The 15,417-nt window shown below is 71.6% G+C and carries 14 protein-coding genes; 12 read left to right on the top strand and 2 right to left on the bottom strand.

Annotated features, from left to right (window positions below):
- The first annotated feature begins 133 nt into the window (after positions 1 to 133).
- Both ABZ267_RS06595 and ABZ267_RS06600 read left to right on the top strand, forming a co-directional pair.
- Positions 134 to 832, top strand: a complete 699-nt coding sequence (locus ABZ267_RS06595) for a GntR family transcriptional regulator (RefSeq protein WP_356756135.1) — start codon at positions 134 to 136, stop codon at positions 830 to 832.
- Positions 833 to 926: 94 nt separating this feature from the next.
- Positions 927 to 1,577, top strand: coding sequence for a hypothetical protein (locus ABZ267_RS06600; RefSeq protein ID WP_356899703.1), 651 nt, complete (start codon positions 927 to 929; stop codon positions 1,575 to 1,577).
- 264 nt (positions 1,578 to 1,841) lie between these two features.
- Here ABZ267_RS06600 and ABZ267_RS06605 read toward each other — a convergent pair whose 3' ends face one another.
- Positions 1,842 to 2,825 (bottom strand): SLATT domain-containing protein, encoded by a 984-nt coding sequence (locus ABZ267_RS06605; RefSeq protein WP_356755665.1) that lies wholly within the window; start codon positions 2,823 to 2,825, stop codon positions 1,842 to 1,844.
- Positions 2,826 to 3,168: 343 nt separating this feature from the next.
- Between ABZ267_RS06605 and ABZ267_RS06610 the strand changes: the two genes are divergently transcribed.
- From ABZ267_RS06610 to ABZ267_RS06655, 10 genes are all read left to right on the top strand, one after another.
- On the top strand, positions 3,169 to 3,513 hold the full coding sequence (locus ABZ267_RS06610) for a YbaB/EbfC family nucleoid-associated protein (protein WP_356755654.1): 345 nt from the start codon (positions 3,169 to 3,171) through the stop codon (positions 3,511 to 3,513).
- Positions 3,514 to 3,601: 88 nt separating this feature from the next.
- Positions 3,602 to 4,201 (top strand): recombination mediator RecR, encoded by a 600-nt coding sequence (gene recR, locus ABZ267_RS06615; RefSeq protein ID WP_356755652.1) that lies wholly within the window; start codon positions 3,602 to 3,604, stop codon positions 4,199 to 4,201.
- Between the two features lie 95 nt (positions 4,202 to 4,296).
- On the top strand, positions 4,297 to 4,956 hold the full coding sequence (locus tag ABZ267_RS06620) for a DUF5063 domain-containing protein (protein WP_356755650.1): 660 nt from the start codon (positions 4,297 to 4,299) through the stop codon (positions 4,954 to 4,956).
- A 107-nt stretch (positions 4,957 to 5,063) separates the two neighbouring features.
- Positions 5,064 to 5,573 carry an SgcJ/EcaC family oxidoreductase gene (locus ABZ267_RS06625; protein WP_356755648.1) on the top strand — a complete coding sequence of 170 codons (510 nt, stop codon included), beginning with the start codon at positions 5,064 to 5,066 and terminating at the stop codon, positions 5,571 to 5,573.
- A gap of 112 nt (positions 5,574 to 5,685) precedes the next feature.
- Positions 5,686 to 7,815 carry a LamG-like jellyroll fold domain-containing protein gene (locus tag ABZ267_RS06630; protein ID WP_356755646.1) on the top strand — a complete coding sequence of 710 codons (2,130 nt, stop codon included), beginning with the start codon at positions 5,686 to 5,688 and terminating at the stop codon, positions 7,813 to 7,815.
- A gap of 86 nt (positions 7,816 to 7,901) precedes the next feature.
- Positions 7,902 to 8,666, top strand: a complete 765-nt coding sequence (locus tag ABZ267_RS06635) for a DUF1838 family protein (RefSeq protein WP_356755644.1) — start codon at positions 7,902 to 7,904, stop codon at positions 8,664 to 8,666.
- Positions 8,667 to 8,948: 282 nt separating this feature from the next.
- Entirely contained in the window at positions 8,949 to 10,220 is a 1,272-nt protein-coding gene (locus ABZ267_RS06640; protein ID WP_356755643.1) for an aspartate kinase, read from the top strand.
- Positions 10,217 to 11,353 carry an aspartate-semialdehyde dehydrogenase gene (locus ABZ267_RS06645; RefSeq protein ID WP_356755641.1) on the top strand — a complete coding sequence of 379 codons (1,137 nt, stop codon included), beginning with the start codon at positions 10,217 to 10,219 and terminating at the stop codon, positions 11,351 to 11,353. The genes ABZ267_RS06640 and ABZ267_RS06645 overlap by 4 nt, the downstream gene beginning before the upstream one ends.
- 386 nt (positions 11,354 to 11,739) lie before the next feature.
- The gene (locus tag ABZ267_RS06650; protein WP_356755663.1) at positions 11,740 to 12,315 is read left to right on the top strand and encodes a SigE family RNA polymerase sigma factor; all 576 of its coding nucleotides are present in this window, start codon (positions 11,740 to 11,742) and stop codon (positions 12,313 to 12,315) included.
- Positions 12,316 to 13,070: 755 nt separating this feature from the next.
- Positions 13,071 to 14,363, top strand: coding sequence for a hypothetical protein (locus tag ABZ267_RS06655; RefSeq protein ID WP_356755639.1), 1,293 nt, complete (start codon positions 13,071 to 13,073; stop codon positions 14,361 to 14,363).
- Positions 14,364 to 14,472: 109 nt separating this feature from the next.
- On the opposite strand, the gene ABZ267_RS06660 is transcribed toward ABZ267_RS06655, so the two are convergent.
- Positions 14,473 to 15,402 carry an SURF1 family protein gene (locus ABZ267_RS06660; RefSeq protein ID WP_356755637.1) on the bottom strand — a complete coding sequence of 310 codons (930 nt, stop codon included), beginning with the start codon at positions 15,400 to 15,402 and terminating at the stop codon, positions 14,473 to 14,475.
- Between the last annotated feature and the right edge of the window lie 15 nt (positions 15,403 to 15,417).

Genomic DNA, 15,417 nt, shown 5'->3' on the forward strand with positions numbered 1-15,417 from the left:
CACTCTCGCGTACGCAATCGCCTCCCGTCGTGCCCGAAATCGGGCACGACGGGCAGCTGCCTTAAGGTGACCCGAGCCGAAAGACGGCCGAATCCGGCTGAACACGGCCGGCGAACCGGAAGGGCGGCCACCGATGGTGCCGAGCGGAGGCGTGACCCGCAGTACGCTGCGCCAGCAGATCGCCGACGCGCTGCGCGACGAGGTGCTGGCCGGGCGGCTCCGCCCGGGCCGGGCGTTCACCGTCAAACAGATCGCGGAACAGTACGGCGTCTCCGCGACGCCCGTCCGCGAGGCGCTGTTCGACCTCTCCGCGCAGGGCCTGCTCTCCTCCGACCAGCACCGCGGCTTCCAGGTCCACGAGTTCACGATTCGGGACTACCGGGCGATGGTCGAGGCCCGCTGCCTCGTCGTCGAGGGCATCTTCCGCTCACCCGCCGACCAGGTCTCCGTCCGGCCCGAGGCGCTCGCACCGATCCGGCGCCGGGCCGCGGAGGCCGTCCGCGCGGCGAAGGGCGGCGATCTCGACGTACTGATCGGTTACGACCTCCGCTTCTGGCGGGAGCTCGGCGCCTTCGTCCTCAACCCGTACATCACCGCCTTCCTCGCCAAACTCCGCGTCCAGGCCTGGGTGTTCGCGGTCCACCGGCTGCGCGGCGAACGCGCGGACGAGCGGGTGCTGTGGTTCGGTCACGAGGAGCTGGTCGAGGCGATCGCGGGCGGTGACCGCGGCGAGGTGCTGGCGGTGATGCAGTCGTACTACGCCCACGCGCTGGCCTGGGCGGACCACCTGGAGGCGCAGGAGTCACACCGGTCCCGCGAGAACCAGGAGTAGCCGAAACCCTCAGGGCGCCGGGGCCCTGTGCGTGACGTACACCTCGCATTACGCTGTTCCGACGATCGCCGAACCCGTTGGAGAGCGAGACTTCGTGGCCTGTGACCTGTGGCTGGTCCCCCTCGTCGATGTGCTGTGCCACAGCCCCGACAATCCGTTCGCCGAAGAGATCGCCGTCTACGACCGGGCGCTGAACGACGCGGGCCTGCCGCCCGTCCCCGTCTTCGCCTACATGCCGGGCCTCAACGGAGACGTGGCCCCGGTGGCGGGCTTCGACTACGACGCCCTGCACTTCCTGCGCCGCGCCTACCTGCTCCAGCTGAGCGGGCTTGCGGTCACTCCGGTCGAAGGCCTCGGCGGTGACTACGAGCAGCTGCTGGAGATGTTCGAGCAGACCGCGCAGCAGTCGCACCTGGTCTGGCACTACGACCACGCCGGCGCGTACGTCCCGCTCGACTTCCCGCACCCGCTCTCGAACGACGCGCTGCTGGAAGGCGGCGGCCCGCTCGGCTCCGCGCACGGCCTGCTGCGGGAGCTGGAGTACGTGGCCCCGTCCATCGGCATCGACCCGGCCAACCCACCGGCCGCCCCGCAGCCGCCACCGGGCCCCACGGCCCTGGAGGAACCGGCAAGCCCTCTGCCGTACGACGACAGCCCGTTCGCACGAGAACGCCACGTCTGGCTGGGCCTCCACGCAGCAGCAACCCGCTCCCTGGCCCAAGGCTCCATGATCATCTTCAGCTGACGAACCAGCCCGCCCGCACGACTTCCAGCCCGCCTGCACCCACTACAGCCCCTGCCGCGCCACCTCCAGCTTGTGCCGCGCCATATCCAGCCCGTCCGGCGTTTGAGGACGGAACCCTGAGGCGGGGGCTCCCGAGCCGGACGGACCACTCCAGCCCGTCCGGCGCTTGAGGACGGACCCCTCACGAGGTGGCTCCCGAGCCCGCCGGACCGGCAACCCACACCCAGCCCGTCCGGCGCTTGAGGACAACCACCCCCGGGCCGCCTACCTCGGCGCCTCCGGAGGCCGCTGCCGAGGCATATTCGGCCGAGCCGCCACGGACGGCATCGAGAACCGCCCCGGCACCCCCCCCGGCTCCGCCCTGCCACCCGCACTGCCCGACACCAACGCCTGCGTCCCCATAGGCGCGGGCCCCGCCCGGAACTCCACCATCCAGTCCGCCGTCTCCGACCGCACCAGCTCCGTGATGTCCTCGGAGAACCGCCGCAACACCCCCAGGCACCGCTCGGCCGCCTCACTGGCCGTCCCCTCGGTCGGCCCGAGCATCTCCCGTACGCACTCCGACGCCCAGTCGAACTGGAGCACCTGGAGCCGCCGCTGCACGGCCTGCGCGGTGGCGAGGTTCCTTATCCAGCCGGAGGTGAGCCCGAAGTACCGGTCACACCCCATGCACGCGGCGCCCAGCAGCAGCGACAGATACCCCCACCCGGCCGAACCGCTCAACGTCCCGGTCAGGTCCAACAGCGGCAGCCCGGCCCCCGCCACGACCCCGAGAGCCGTGCCCAGCCGCAGCGCGCGGGCTCCTCGGCGCTTCCACACGCGGTCGGTGAGATACCAGTCCGCTGTCGCAAGCGCGCCGGACTCGACCCAGCGGTAGAGCTCGTCGAGCCGCTCGGCGGGCTCGCCCCAGTCGCCGAGCGGGAAGGGCCGCCCGGTCAGATCGCGCCCGCCGGCCCCGGCCCCGCCACCCCAGGCCCCACTGGCCCGTGCACCACCACCGTTCCCGGCCCCGCCGCCACCCGACCCGTCCCGCCCACCGGAACCCCCGGCCCCGCCACCGTCACCGCCTCCACCGCCACCGCCGGCAGCGCGGCCACCACCGCTGCCCACCCCACGGCCTCCGCCGCTCCCACCGGCTCCACCGGCTCCACCGACCGCTCCGGCGCGGGAGCCAGAAGCGGAACACTCCACTCCGCTCTCACCGGAACCCGCATCGGACTCCTTGCGGGGCGGCCACTCGGGCTGCATCTCCGGCTGACTCACCGGGGCACTCCTCTGCACTCTTCTGCACTCTGACGGACGGAACGGTCGCTCGGGGCTTCCTCGCGGATGACGCGGGTAACTCTGCGTCACCGCACATGCGCGCAGGCGTACCGATGTGCATGCCCTTCCTACCGCCGAATGGTGGGCTGCGGAGTCGAAATCGCGGGATTACCGCCTGTACAGGGCCGCTGGTCAGGTATAGGAGCCTTCACGGAGGTTGACGAAACTCACCCGAAAGAGTTGGTCCCCGGCGGGTGGAGCGCGGTGACCGGTGAGCACGTAGGCTCGGCTTACCGAAACATTTGTCGTCGAAATGCCAGGAGTGACCGTGATTCCCGGTGGTGGCCAGCCCGATATGCAGCAGTTGCTCCAGCAGGCCCAGAAGATGCAGCAGGACCTCGCCGCGGCTCAGGAGGAGCTGGCGAGGACCGAGGTCGACGGACAGGCGGGCGGAGGCCTCGTGAGGGCCACCGTGACCGGCTCCGGCGAGCTGCGGTCCCTGGTGATCGACCCGAAGGCCGTGGACCCGGAGGACACCGAGACGCTCGCCGACCTCGTGGTGGCGGCCGTCCAGGCGGCCAACGAGAACGCGCAGGCGCTCCAGCAGGAGAAGCTCGGCCCGCTGGCGCAGGGCCTGGGCGGCGGGGGCTCCATCCCGGGCCTGCCGTTCTGACCCTGCCCGTCCGATCAGGCCCTGGGGCCTACTGGTACCGACCCGTACCCACTACGGTACGGAGCAGGAAGCGAAGAGAGGTGTTCCGTTGTACGAAGGCGTTGTTCAGGACCTCATCGACGAACTGGGCAGGCTGCCCGGCGTCGGTCCCAAGAGCGCGCAGCGGATCGCCTTCCACATCCTCCAGGCCGAGCCCACCGACGTACGCCGTCTCGCCCATGCCCTCCTGGAGGTCAAGGACAAGGTCCGGTTCTGCGCCGTGTGCGGCAACGTCGCTCAGCAGGAGCAGTGCGGGATCTGCCGTGATCCGCGCCGCGACCAGAGCGTCATCTGCGTGGTCGAGGAGCCGAAGGACGTCGTGGCGATCGAGCGGACGCGCGAGTTCCGCGGCCGGTACCACGTTCTGGGCGGGGCGATCAGCCCCATCGAGGGCGTCGGCCCGGACGACCTGCGCATCCGCGAGCTGCTGGCCCGGCTCGCGGACGGCTCCATCACGGAGCTGATCCTGGCGACCGATCCCAACCTGGAGGGCGAGGCCACCGCGACGTACCTGGCGCGGATGGTCAAGCCGATGGGCCTCAGGGTGACCCGGCTGGCCAGCGGCCTGCCGGTCGGCGGCGACCTGGAGTACGCCGACGAGGTCACGCTGGGCCGCGCGTTCGAGGGAAGGCGGCTCCTGGATGTCTGACACGACGGCCACGGCCTCTCAGCCCTCCTGCGTACGGCTCCTCGCTTCCCCGTCCGCTTCACCGTCTGTGACCGCGCCCACGGGAGGTCCCCTCGATGTCTGACGCCACGCTGAACTCCGTCACGCAGGACCCGGGGGACTTCGCCGTCCAGATCGCGGACCAGATCAAGACGTTCATCGTCGCGGTCACCGAGGTGTCCAAGGTCGACGAGCCGGAAGAGGCCGTCCCGGTCCTGCTCCTCCAGGTCTCGCAGCTCCTGCTCGCGGGCGGCCGCCTCGGCGCGTACGAGGACGTCCTGCCCGACGAGCGGTACGAGCCGGACCTCGGCGCCGAGCCGGACGCGGACGGCCTGCGCGAGCGGTTCGCGGCCCTGCTGGAGCCGATCGACGTCTACTCCGAGGTCTTCGACCCGTACGAGCCCCGCAAGGCCCCGGTCCCGCACCGCATCTCCGACGACCTGGCCGACCTGGTCACCGACCTGAGCCACGGCCTCGCCCACTACGAGGCGGACCGCACGGCCGAGGCGCTCTGGTGGTGGCAGTTCTCCTACTTCTCCAACTGGGGCTCCACCGCCTCCGCCACCCTCCGCGCCCTCCAGTCCCTGGTGGCCCACATCCGCCTCGGCCAGCCCCTGCAAGAACTCGACGGCCTGGACACCGACCAGGACCCGGGCGAGGACGACCTGGCGGAGGAGGCGGGCCGCGTGATGCTGGAGGAGATCGCGGGACCGCTGGGGCTGCGGCCGGTGAAGTAACGGGGTCGGCGTGGTGCCGACCCCCTTGACCTCAACCGCGCTTGAGGCGTGAGGCTCGTCCTGCCCGGACCGACCTACCGGCCGGCACCACACGGCAGGAGACCCTCATGAGCACCGGAACCCCCACCGTCCTCGGCGTGCCCGCTCCGCAGGAGGACGTCGACGCGATCGTCGCCTTCGTGGCGGCCGTGCAGGACGCCCAGCAGAAGGCGGAGCCCGACGCGTTCCTCGGCGGATTCCGCGAGGACGCCATCTGGACCACGGCCCACGGCAAGAGGCTCACCGGCCTGCCGGAGATCAGCGCCTTCACCCGCAAGGTGCTCCCTCCCCAGGCGGACTCCGCGGTGACCGCCACGTACACCGTCGACCTGATCCTCTTCATCCGCCCCGACGTGGCCGCGGTCAAGATCCGCCAGCGGCCGACGACCCGCGACGGAGGCCGGTTCCTGGACGAGGTCTTCCACCGCCAGGAGGACCCGGCCGAACTCATCGCCGCCCACCCCGAGTCGGTCCCCGGCACCCCGACCTACGTCCTGGCGAAGGACGACGGCGTCTGGCGCATCGCGGCCGCGCAGAACACCTCGGTCATCGACGCGGAGACACTGGCGGCGGGGTGAGGACGACCCCGCCCGTCCCGGGAGAGCCATATTCGGGAGCGGTTGTCATAGGCCGCTGTTAGCCTCCCCCGGCCGACGATCTTCGGAGGCAGGACAGGGGAGGGGTACGCGCATGGTGGGACGTACGGGACACGGACGAGCGAGACGGGCGGCCGCGGTGGCGGTGATCGCCGCCGGGACGGTGCTGGCGACGCCGGGCACCGTGCTGGCGGCGCCCGGTGGGCTGCAGCCGAAGCAGCCGCTGGTCGCCGATCTGGCGACGGGCGGCGCACCGTGCGCTTCCGGTGCGGAGCGGCCTCATGCAAGGTCCGTGCCGCAGCTGACCGCACGGCTGTACGGGCCCGGCGGCGGACAGCCGGGCCAAGTGAGCAGCGTACGCGGTGAGTTCGAGGCGTGGTGGCAGGGCGAGGGCGGCGCCGGGGGGCGCGTGACCATGACCACCACCACGAAGCCCGACACCACCCCCTTCACCTGGCAGCTGCCGGGCGAGATCCCCGACGGGGCCGTCGTCTCCTGGCGGGTGCGTGCCGTCAACGACGCCGGGGCGTCGGCCTGGAGCAGCGAAGGGGCCGGAGCACCCTGCGAGTTCGTGTACGACCGCACCGCGCCGGACGCGCCGGTCGTCACCTCCTCCGACTACCCGGACGACGACACGTGGACGCCCGGCGTCGGGGTCCGGGGGACCTTCCACGTCACGGCGCAGGCCGACGACGTCGTCGCCTACAGCTACTCCTTCATCGGCGGCCCGGCGGGGACGGTCCAGGCCGGCGCCGACGGGTCCGCCGAGATCCGCTTCCTGCCGCAGAGCGCCGGCGTGCAGACCCTCGCCGTACAGGCGCAGGACCGCGCCGGCAACCGCAGTTCGAGCACCGCCTACACCTTCCGGATCTCGTCGGGCCCCGCCCCGGTCGCGCAGTGGAAGCTCACCGACGCGGCGGGCTCCCGCTCGGCCGCCGCGGAGACCGGTACCGCCGCCCGCGCCGGTGCGGGCGTCACCTTCGGCGCACCCGTGCCCTCCGGCACCCCGCTCACCTCCACCGCCTCGCTCGACGGATCGGGACACGGCTTCCTGACCCCGGGCGCCCCGGTCGTCACCGACACCGCGAAGACCTTCGCCGTCGGCGGCTGGGTGCGGCCGGGACGCGTGGACGGCACCCGTACGGTCCTCTCGCAGGACGCGGGCACGGCGCGCGCCTTCACCCTGGGCCTGACCCAGGTCGCGGGCGGCCCGAAGTGGTCGTTCTCCGTCGGCGGGGCGCGGGTCACGGGCGGTCTGCCGGAGACCGGCGCGTGGGCGTACGTGCTGGGCCAGTACGACGCGGAGTCCGGTACGGCACGGCTGTACGTCAACGGCCGTGCGGCCGGCGAGGAGGCGGCCGCGTTCCCCGTGGCGGGCGAGGGCGCCTTCCAGATCGGCCGGGCGCGCGGCGCGCAGGGCTATCGGGACCGCTGGCAGGGCGAGATCGGTGACGTACGCGCGTACGACCGGATCGTCGTGGCCTCCGAGGTGAAGGACCTCGCCACCCGTGCCGCGCGGCGGCTCGGCCACTGGGCGCTCGACGCCGCGCCGGACGGCCTCGCACCGGAGGAGGGCGGCGGCGCACCGCTGAAGCTGGGCCCCGGCGCCTCGCTCTACCGCCTCGATGACCCGTGCGACCCGCTGGACCTGGAGTGCGGCTGGGACTTCCCGCTGGAGATGGACGGTGACGGCCACCTCCGCCTCGACGGCGTCTTGGGCCACGCGGCCACGGACGCGCCCGTGGTCGACACCTCGGGAAGCTTCACCGTCAGCGCCCGCGTCCGGCTCACCGACGACGAGCCGACGACGCCGATGACCGTGATCTCCCAGGGCGGCGAGCACGGCGACGCCTTCAAGGTGCGCTTCGACCCGGAGAACTCCAGCTGGGACCTGGTGATGTCGCACGCCGATGAGCCGGGCGCGCCGGAGACCGTGCTGAGGCGGATCGAGGCGCCGGACGGCAACCAGGGGATCGGCCACCGGCTGACCGTCGTCCATGACGCCTCCGTCAAGCAGGTGTCCTTCTACCTGGACGGTGTGAAGTACGACGAAGGCGGCACCGCCGGCTTCGCCTCCGCCTGGAAGAGCACGGGCGGGCTCCAGCTCGGCCGGGGCCGCACCGCCGACGGGTGGGGCGAGTACCTGCACGGCGCGGTGGACAGCGTGTTCGCCTACGAGGGCGTGCTGTCCGCGCAGGACATCAACCAGCTGCCGTGGCTGTAGGCCACCGGCCACTGACCACCGACCGCTGTTGAAAGCCACCGCCGCCCGGGCCGCACGCCGGGCCGGCGGTGGCGCACAGTGGGGGTATGACCACACCACTCGCGCAGCCGACCCCCGCCGAGCTGCTCCGCTCCCTCGCCCGCACCCGCGCCTCGCTGGACGGTGAGGAGGTCACGTACTGGTGGTCGGGAGACGTGTACTCCTGGGCGCCCGACGAGCCCTATCAGCGCGTCTTCGGCTTCGAGGGGCTCAACGTCGCCCGCCTGGTGCAGGACGCCGAGGCAGGGCCGGACGCGTACCAGCTGCTCACCCGGGAAGCCGCGTTCTACCTGGACCCCGCCACCCGCGAGATCCTGGAGACCTGGCAGGACCGGCCGGTGGTGCACGTGTGGAACGACCCGGCCAACCAGAAGTGGCGCCCTTTCCCGGTCCCGATGACCGAGCTCGGCGGGCAGGTCTGCTTCAGCCTGGAGATCCCGCTCGCCTACCCGTCGCCGCTGCCGGTGGACCGGTATCCGGACCACTCGGCCGGCGACACCTACAAGGCGCTGGAGCTCTTCCAGTTCTTCGCCGACCGCGCCGACCTGGCCGGACCGGCGCCGAGCGTCCCGGCCACCATGTCGTGGTCCCGGATGTCGCCGTGGCTGCCGTGGATGGCCCAGGGGCAGCGGCCCGGCGGCCTCACCTTCCACTGCCGGGGCCGCAAGCTGGGCTCGTACGGCGAAGTCCCGGCGCGGACCCGCGCGTACATCGCGGACCGCCACCCGGAGTTCGCCTACGCCCCGGAGGAGTGGAGCGAGCCGAACGAGACGAGCTGGACGTACTTCCGCAAGCTCCACCCGGTGCTGTGACGCGGTGCCGTGACCCGGTGCGGTGACGCGGTGCGGTGAGCAGTCAAGCCACGTACCCCGACCGGCGCCGCCGACTCGCGCATTCCGCCCCGAAGGTGTGGGCTGGGACACAAAAGGGAGTGCGCTCCTCCGGTGCTGGGCAGCAGCCTCGTACGAGCAGTTCGGGTCGACACGCCGTACCGGGTTGTGGGCGGGACATCTCACCATCTGGTAAGGACGGGTCGATTTCGGGCTGCTCGTTAAACTGAGCCGACCGCAGTAATGACTGAGCGAGGAGCGCACGTGGGCCTTGTCGTGCAGAAGTACGGAGGCTCCTCCGTAGCCGATGCCGAGGGCATCAAGCGGGTCGCCAAGCGAGTCGTCGACGCCAAGAGGAACGGCAACCAGGTGGTTGTCGTGGTGTCCGCGATGGGTGACACGACGGACGAGTTGATAGACCTCGCCGAGCAGGTTTCGCCGATCCCTGCCGGCCGTGAATTCGACATGCTGCTGACCGCCGGCGAGCGGATCTCCATGGCCCTGCTGGCGATGGCGATCAAGAACCTGGGCCACGAGGCCCAGTCGTTCACGGGCAGCCAGGCCGGTGTCATCACCGACTCGGTCCACAACAAAGCGCGCATCATCGACGTCACGCCGGGCCGCATCCGGACCTCGATCGACGAGGGCAACATCGCCATCGTCGCCGGGTTCCAGGGCGTGAGCCAGGAGGGCAAGAACATCACCACCCTCGGCCGCGGCGGGTCGGACACGACCGCCGTCGCGCTGGCCGCCGCCCTGGACGCCGAGGTCTGTGAGATCTACACGGACGTCGACGGCGTCTTCACCGCGGACCCCCGGGTCGTGAAGAAGGCGAAGAAGATCGACTGGATCTCCTTCGAGGACATGCTGGAGCTGGCCGCGTCCGGTTCCAAGGTGCTGCTGCACCGGTGCGTCGAGTACGCACGCCGTTACAACATCCCGATCCACGTCCGCTCGTCCTTCTCCGGACTGCGCGGAACCTGGGTCAGCAACGAGCCGCAAGGGGACCAGAAGGTGGAGCACGCGATCATCTCCGGAGTCGCCCACGACGTCTCGGAGGCCAAGGTCACCGTCGTCGGCGTCCCGGACAAGCCGGGCGAGGCGGCCGCGATCTTCCGCGCCATCGCCAACGCCGAGGTCAACATCGACATGGTGGTGCAGAACGTCTCCGCCGCGTCGACCGGCCTGACGGACATCTCCTTCACCCTTCCCAAGGCCGAGGGCCGCAAGGCCATCGACGCACTGGAGCGGGCCAAGAGCACCATCGGCTTCGACTCGCTCCGCTACGACGACCAGATCGCCAAGATCTCCCTGGTCGGCGCCGGTATGAAGACCAACCCGGGCGTCACAGCCGGCTTCTTCGAGGCGCTCTCCGACGCGGGCGTGAACATCGAGCTCATCTCGACATCCGAGATCCGCATCTCGGTGGTCACGCGTGCCGACGACGTCAACGAGGCCGTGCGCGCCGTGCACACCGCCTTCGGCCTCGACAGCGACTCCGACGAGGCCGTCGTCTACGGAGGCACCGGCCGATGACCGTACGCCGCCCTTCGCTCGCGGTCGTCGGTGCGACCGGGGCGATCGGCGGCGTCATGCTCCGGATCCTCTCGCAGCACGCGGACGTCTGGGGCGAGGTCAGACTCGTCGCCTCACCGCGCTCGGCCGGCAGGAAGCTGGTCGTGCGTGGTGAGGAGAGCGAGGTCCTCGCGCTGGGCGAGGACGTGTTCGACGGCATCGACGTGGCCCTTTTCCTGGTGCCGGACGACGTGTCCGCCCAGTGGGCCCCGATCGCCGCCGCCAAGGGTGCCGTCGTGATCGACGACTCGGCGGCCTTCCGGCTCGACGACGACGTACCGCTGGTCGTCCCGGAGATCAACCCGCACGCCGCCCGGCTCAGACCGCGCGGCATCGTCGCCTCTCCGAACTGCACCACGCTGTCGCTGATCGTCGCGATCGGCGCACTGCACGCGGAGTTCGGCCTGCGCGAACTGATCGTCTCGTCCTACCAGGCGGTCAGCGGCGCCGGCCGTGACGGCGTCCGCGCTCTGCGCGAACAGCTGTCGCTGGTGGCCGGCACGGAGCTGGGCACGCACCCCGGTGACGTACGGCGGGCTCTCGGCGACAACGGAGATGTGCGCCGGGCCTTCGGCGAGCACGGTGGCGTACGCCGGTCTCTCGGCGAGCACGCCGGCGCGCCGACCGGCAGCCCGTTCGCCGCTCCCATCGCCCTGAACGTCGTGCCCTGGGCCGGTACGGACGCCGGCAACGGCTGGTCCTCCGAGGAGCTCGCCATCCGCGAGGAGTGCCGCAAGGTGCTGGGTCTGCCGGACCTGAAGACCACAGCGACCTGCGTGTACGTTCCCGTCATCGCGACGCACTCCATGTCCGTCCACGCGCGCTTCGAGAACGAGGTCGCCGTCGAGCGGGTCCACGAGATCCTCGCCACCGCGCCCGGCGTCGTCCTCTTCGACAGCCCGGCCTCCGGCGACTTCCCGACCCCGTCCGACGTCGCGGGCACCGATCCCACCTGGGTCGGCCGGGTACGGCGCTCGATGGATGATCCACGGGCTCTGGAAATGTTCATTTGCGGCGACAATCTCCGTAAAGGTGCCGCTTTGAACGTGGCGCAGATCGCAGAATCGGTGGCCGCCGAAATTACTCCTGCTTGAACAGGCCCCGATCTCGTACGGATTGGTCGAACCTGTTTTGTAGGATCTGTGAACGCCCTATGAGCAATTACCTGGTCTGAACCCCTTGAGCTGGGGCGTTGTCATATCCGACGATGATCTCCCGGCCTTCTGCAACCGCACGTCGGCCGGACAGCGTCTCAGCCGTCACTTCTTGCGTGACGGGGACGCGTTTACGGGGCATTTGGGGAAGAGCAGGTACGTATGAGGGCATGTCGCACAGTGCCGAACATGGCGCCGTACGCGTACAACCCTGGCGGGGGGAAGCGTGTCCAACAGGCGTGGCAGAGGTTCTCGACATCACCGTGGCGCGCCCGTTCCGAGGTGCGACCGTGCGTCCGCCCCGGCGGCCCCGCGCGCCTGGCGGCATGCCGGTGATCGCGCCCATGCCCGCCGCGCGCCCGGCCCAGCTGCCCTTGCAACGCGGGGGTGCTGACGAGACGGTGGCAGCAGGAACCACGGTCGACCACCTCACCGAGACCTACCGCGCCCACTACCGTTCGCTGCTCGGCCTCGCGGCCCTGCTGCTGGACGACACCGCGTCCTGCGAGGACGTGGTGCAGGAGGCGTTCATCCGCGTGCACTCGGCACGCAACCGCGTCCGGGAACCCGAGAAGACCCTCGCGTACCTGCGCCAGACCGTCGTCAACCTCTCGCGCTCCGCGCTGCGCCGCCGCATCCTCGGGCTCAAGCTGCTCTCCAAGCCGATGCCGGACATGGCGAGCGCGGAGGAGGGCGCGTACGACCAGCTGGAGCGGGACGCGCTGATCAAGGCGATGAAAGGGCTCCAGCGGCGCCAGCGCGAGGTGCTGGTCCTGCGCTATTTCGCGGACATGACGGAGGCCCAGGTCGCGGAGACGCTGGGAATTTCCCTGGGCTCCGTCAAGGCGTACGGTTCCCGCGGTATCGCGGCGCTGCGCGTCGTGATGGAGGCCCAGACATGAGCGGGCCCCGCCGGCACCACGAGCACAGGCACGAGAATGACCCGACGGGAAACGGAATTGTGAACCACGGGCAGGAGAAGACTCCGCACGCCGGTAGCGACCATCTGGGCCGCCTGGATCGGTTGGAGGGTGCGGACCGCCTGGAGGGTACGGACCGCCTGGGGGGTACGGACGGTACGGACCACTCGGATCGGCGGGACGGTACGGATCGTCCGGAAGGTACGGACCGCCTGGGGGGTACGGACCGCCTGGGGGGTACGGACCGCTCGGATCGGCGGGACGGTACTGATCGCCTGGACCACGCGGACGGTAAGGACCGCCCGGATCGTCCGGAGGGCGCGGGCCGTCTGGACCGACCGGCCGGTCCGCTGGGCGAGGGCGCGGCGGGAGAGCAGGGCGAGCCGGACGAGAGGCGCGCGGAGGCTGCCGGGGCTGGGGACTCCGGTGGCCCCGGTGACCTGGCCGGCGCTGGTAGCTCCGATGACCCGGCCGACCTCACCGGCCCGGCCGGAGCCGCTGGCTCGGCTTACTCCGATGGCCGTGACGACCAGGCTGGCCTCGGTGGCCCAACCGGTCCTGGTGACTCCAGCGACCAGACCGGTCCCGTCGGACCTGGCGCCCCGGCCAACCTCACCGCCCCCGCCGCCCCTGGTGACCGGGCCAGCTCCACCGGCCTGTCCGGCCCCGGCAGCCCGCCGGACCTCACCGGCCCTGCTGGCCCTGCCGGCACTGCTGGTGCGGCTGGTCCCGCAGGCTTGGCCGACTCGCCCGGTCCTGGTGACGCGACCGACCCCAGCGCTCCCGCCGACCCGGCCGACCTCGCCGAGTCCGCCGGCCCCGCCGGTACGCTCACCGACCTCTTCGGACGCGTCCGAAGCAAGCGCGGAGCCGGTGACGGGCCGGGCTCTGGCGGCGGCCCCGGCCCCAACCGATTCGGCCCCGGCTCCGGTCGTTTCGTCACCGACGGCTTCGACCACAACGGCTTCGGCACCAGCGGCCCCGGCTCAGACCCGGCCCCCGGTCCCAGCGGCTTCGGCGCCGACGGCGAGCTGGACGAGGTCGTCCTGCGCCGGATGCTGCACGGCGTCGTGGGAGACCTCGAACCCTCCGACCGGACCCTGGAACATCTCCAGCGCGCGGTGCCCGCCCGGCGGGCCCGTCGGCGCCAAGCCGTCGTCGGTGCGGCCGCGGCGGCGCTGCTGATCGGCACAGCGGTCCCCGCCTTCGTGTACGTGGCGAACTCCGACGGCCCCACCACCGCACTTCCCGCCATCGCCGGTCACGGCGAGCAGGCCCAGGGCGGCAGGGGCGAGGAGCCCGACCCTCAGGTACCGGCAGACCGGACCGTGGAACCCACCGACCAGGAGAGCCGGGGCGGCGTCGGCGAACCGACCCCCTCCGCGAGCCCCTCGGCGGCCCGCACGGAAGACCCGGAGAGCGGCGCCGCGACAGGCGGGGTCTCCGCACCGCCGAACGTGGACATCGCCGCCCTCCCGGTCTGCGACCCGGGCCAGCTCGGTGTCGCCTCCGCGGCAGCCGGCGCCCCGGGCACCGACGGCACGGTGTACGGCAGCTTCAAGATCGCCAACGTCTCCGGCGCCGACTGTACGGTCAGCAGCAACGGCACCGTCGGCTTCACCGCCCTCGGCGCCGCCGACCCGCTCAAGATCACCGTCATCCAGCACACGGCGGGCGACGCGGCCCCCGGCCTGCCCGACCCCTCGCAGGAGCCGGGCACGGTGCTGCTGAAGCCCTCCATGGCCTACGAGGTGCAGTTCGCCTGGGTCCCCGCCGACACCTGCCCGACCGTCGCGCCCTCACCCAGCCCGACTCCGTCACCGGACGGCAGCGCCACAGGGGCATCGACGGGTGACGACTCCGGCCAGTCCGGCACCGACACGCAGTCGCTGCACCAGGACGGCTCCACGGCGGACGGCAGCATCGCCGTGACGCACACCCCGGAGACGGGCGCGCCCACGGCCGAGACGAAGATCGAAAACGCCTGCTCGGGCACGATCTACCGGACGGGCGTCCTGCCCACCTCGTAGCCGCCAGAAGCCCCGGCCGAATCCGCGACGAGGCCGCAGCGGCCGAGAACCCGACCAAGGCAGCGCCCGAAACTAGACGGGCCCCGAGGTTGCCCACCGACGGCCCCGCCTACGACCCCTGCACGCTCCCCGGAGCCTTCGCCACCTCTACACCCACCGCTCCAGCCTCGGGTTCCGCAGGGCTCCCGGCGCCGGCCTCGGGCCGAACCTCGGGCTCCGCAGCGGCCGCCGACCCCGTAACCTGCCCGCTCTCCCCGCTCTCCCCGCCCTCCGGGACCAACCCGAGGGCGACATCGCGGACGGCCTCTGCCTCCCGGCGAACCAGCCGGAACCACATGAAGAGCACGAAGCCCGCGAAGACGAACCACTCACCCGTGTACCCGAGGTTCTGGAACGCCTTCAGGTCGAGCCCACTGCCCTGAGGCGCGGCGGCGGGCACCGGCTTCATCGCGCCGCCCGTACCGCCCGCCTCCGCCTCCGGCAGCGTCACCCAGGCGTCGTACACGTCGTAGTCGACCAGGTTCACCAGGGACGCGGCACTGATCATGCCGAGCTGGCCCGCCGGGAGCCCGCCCCTGGTGTTGACGCCGTCGCTGTGGATGTTCTCGGAGGCCTGGAGGTCGCCGGTCACGGTGACCTCGCCCTTCGGCGCGGCCGGTACGGGGACGCTGCCCGCGGTGCCGGGCAGCCACCCGCGTACCACCGGCAGAGCCCTGCCCCCGTCGGTCCGCAGCAGGTTCAGGACGTAGAAGCCCTGCCGCTCATCCAGCTCACGGCCGGGGACCAGGAACTGTTCGCCGTACGTCCCGGTCGCGACGGCCGGCCGGCCGGACGTCACCTTGTCGACGGGCAGCAGCTCGTCCAGCGGTTTCGCGGCCCGGGTGCTCGGATCGGGCTGCTTCTCCGCCTGCTCGTGCGTCTGCACACGGTCCTCGAAGCGGCCGAGCTGCCAGGTGCCCATGAACACGCAGAACGGAATGGCCAGCACGACGAAGAGGTTGATCCCCCACCATCGCGGGGTCAGCAGGAACCGATACACCCCACCAAGGTACGG

It is taken from the genome of Streptomyces sp. NPDC006174, from assembly GCF_040614075.1.
Lineage (GTDB): Bacteria > Actinomycetota > Actinomycetes > Streptomycetales > Streptomycetaceae > Streptomyces.

What these genes read in the sequence shown, in the direction of transcription:
- ABZ267_RS06635 (WP_356755644.1), top strand. Translation starts at nt 7,902, where the DNA reads ATGACCACACCACTCGCGCAGCCGACCCCCGCCGAGCTGCTCCGCTCC.
- ABZ267_RS06595 (WP_356756135.1), top strand. Translation starts at nt 134, where the DNA reads ATGGTGCCGAGCGGAGGCGTGACCCGCAGTACGCTGCGCCAGCAGATC.
- ABZ267_RS06625 (WP_356755648.1), top strand. Translation starts at nt 5,064, where the DNA reads ATGAGCACCGGAACCCCCACCGTCCTCGGCGTGCCCGCTCCGCAGGAG.
- ABZ267_RS06650 (WP_356755663.1), top strand. Translation starts at nt 11,740, where the DNA reads ATGCCGGTGATCGCGCCCATGCCCGCCGCGCGCCCGGCCCAGCTGCCC.
- ABZ267_RS06630 (WP_356755646.1), top strand. Translation starts at nt 5,686, where the DNA reads ATGGTGGGACGTACGGGACACGGACGAGCGAGACGGGCGGCCGCGGTG.
- ABZ267_RS06620 (WP_356755650.1), top strand. Translation starts at nt 4,297, where the DNA reads ATGTCTGACGCCACGCTGAACTCCGTCACGCAGGACCCGGGGGACTTC.
- ABZ267_RS06645 (WP_356755641.1), top strand. Translation starts at nt 10,217, where the DNA reads ATGACCGTACGCCGCCCTTCGCTCGCGGTCGTCGGTGCGACCGGGGCG.
- ABZ267_RS06605 (WP_356755665.1), bottom strand. Translation starts at nt 2,825, where the DNA reads ATGCAGCCCGAGTGGCCGCCCCGCAAGGAGTCCGATGCGGGTTCCGGT.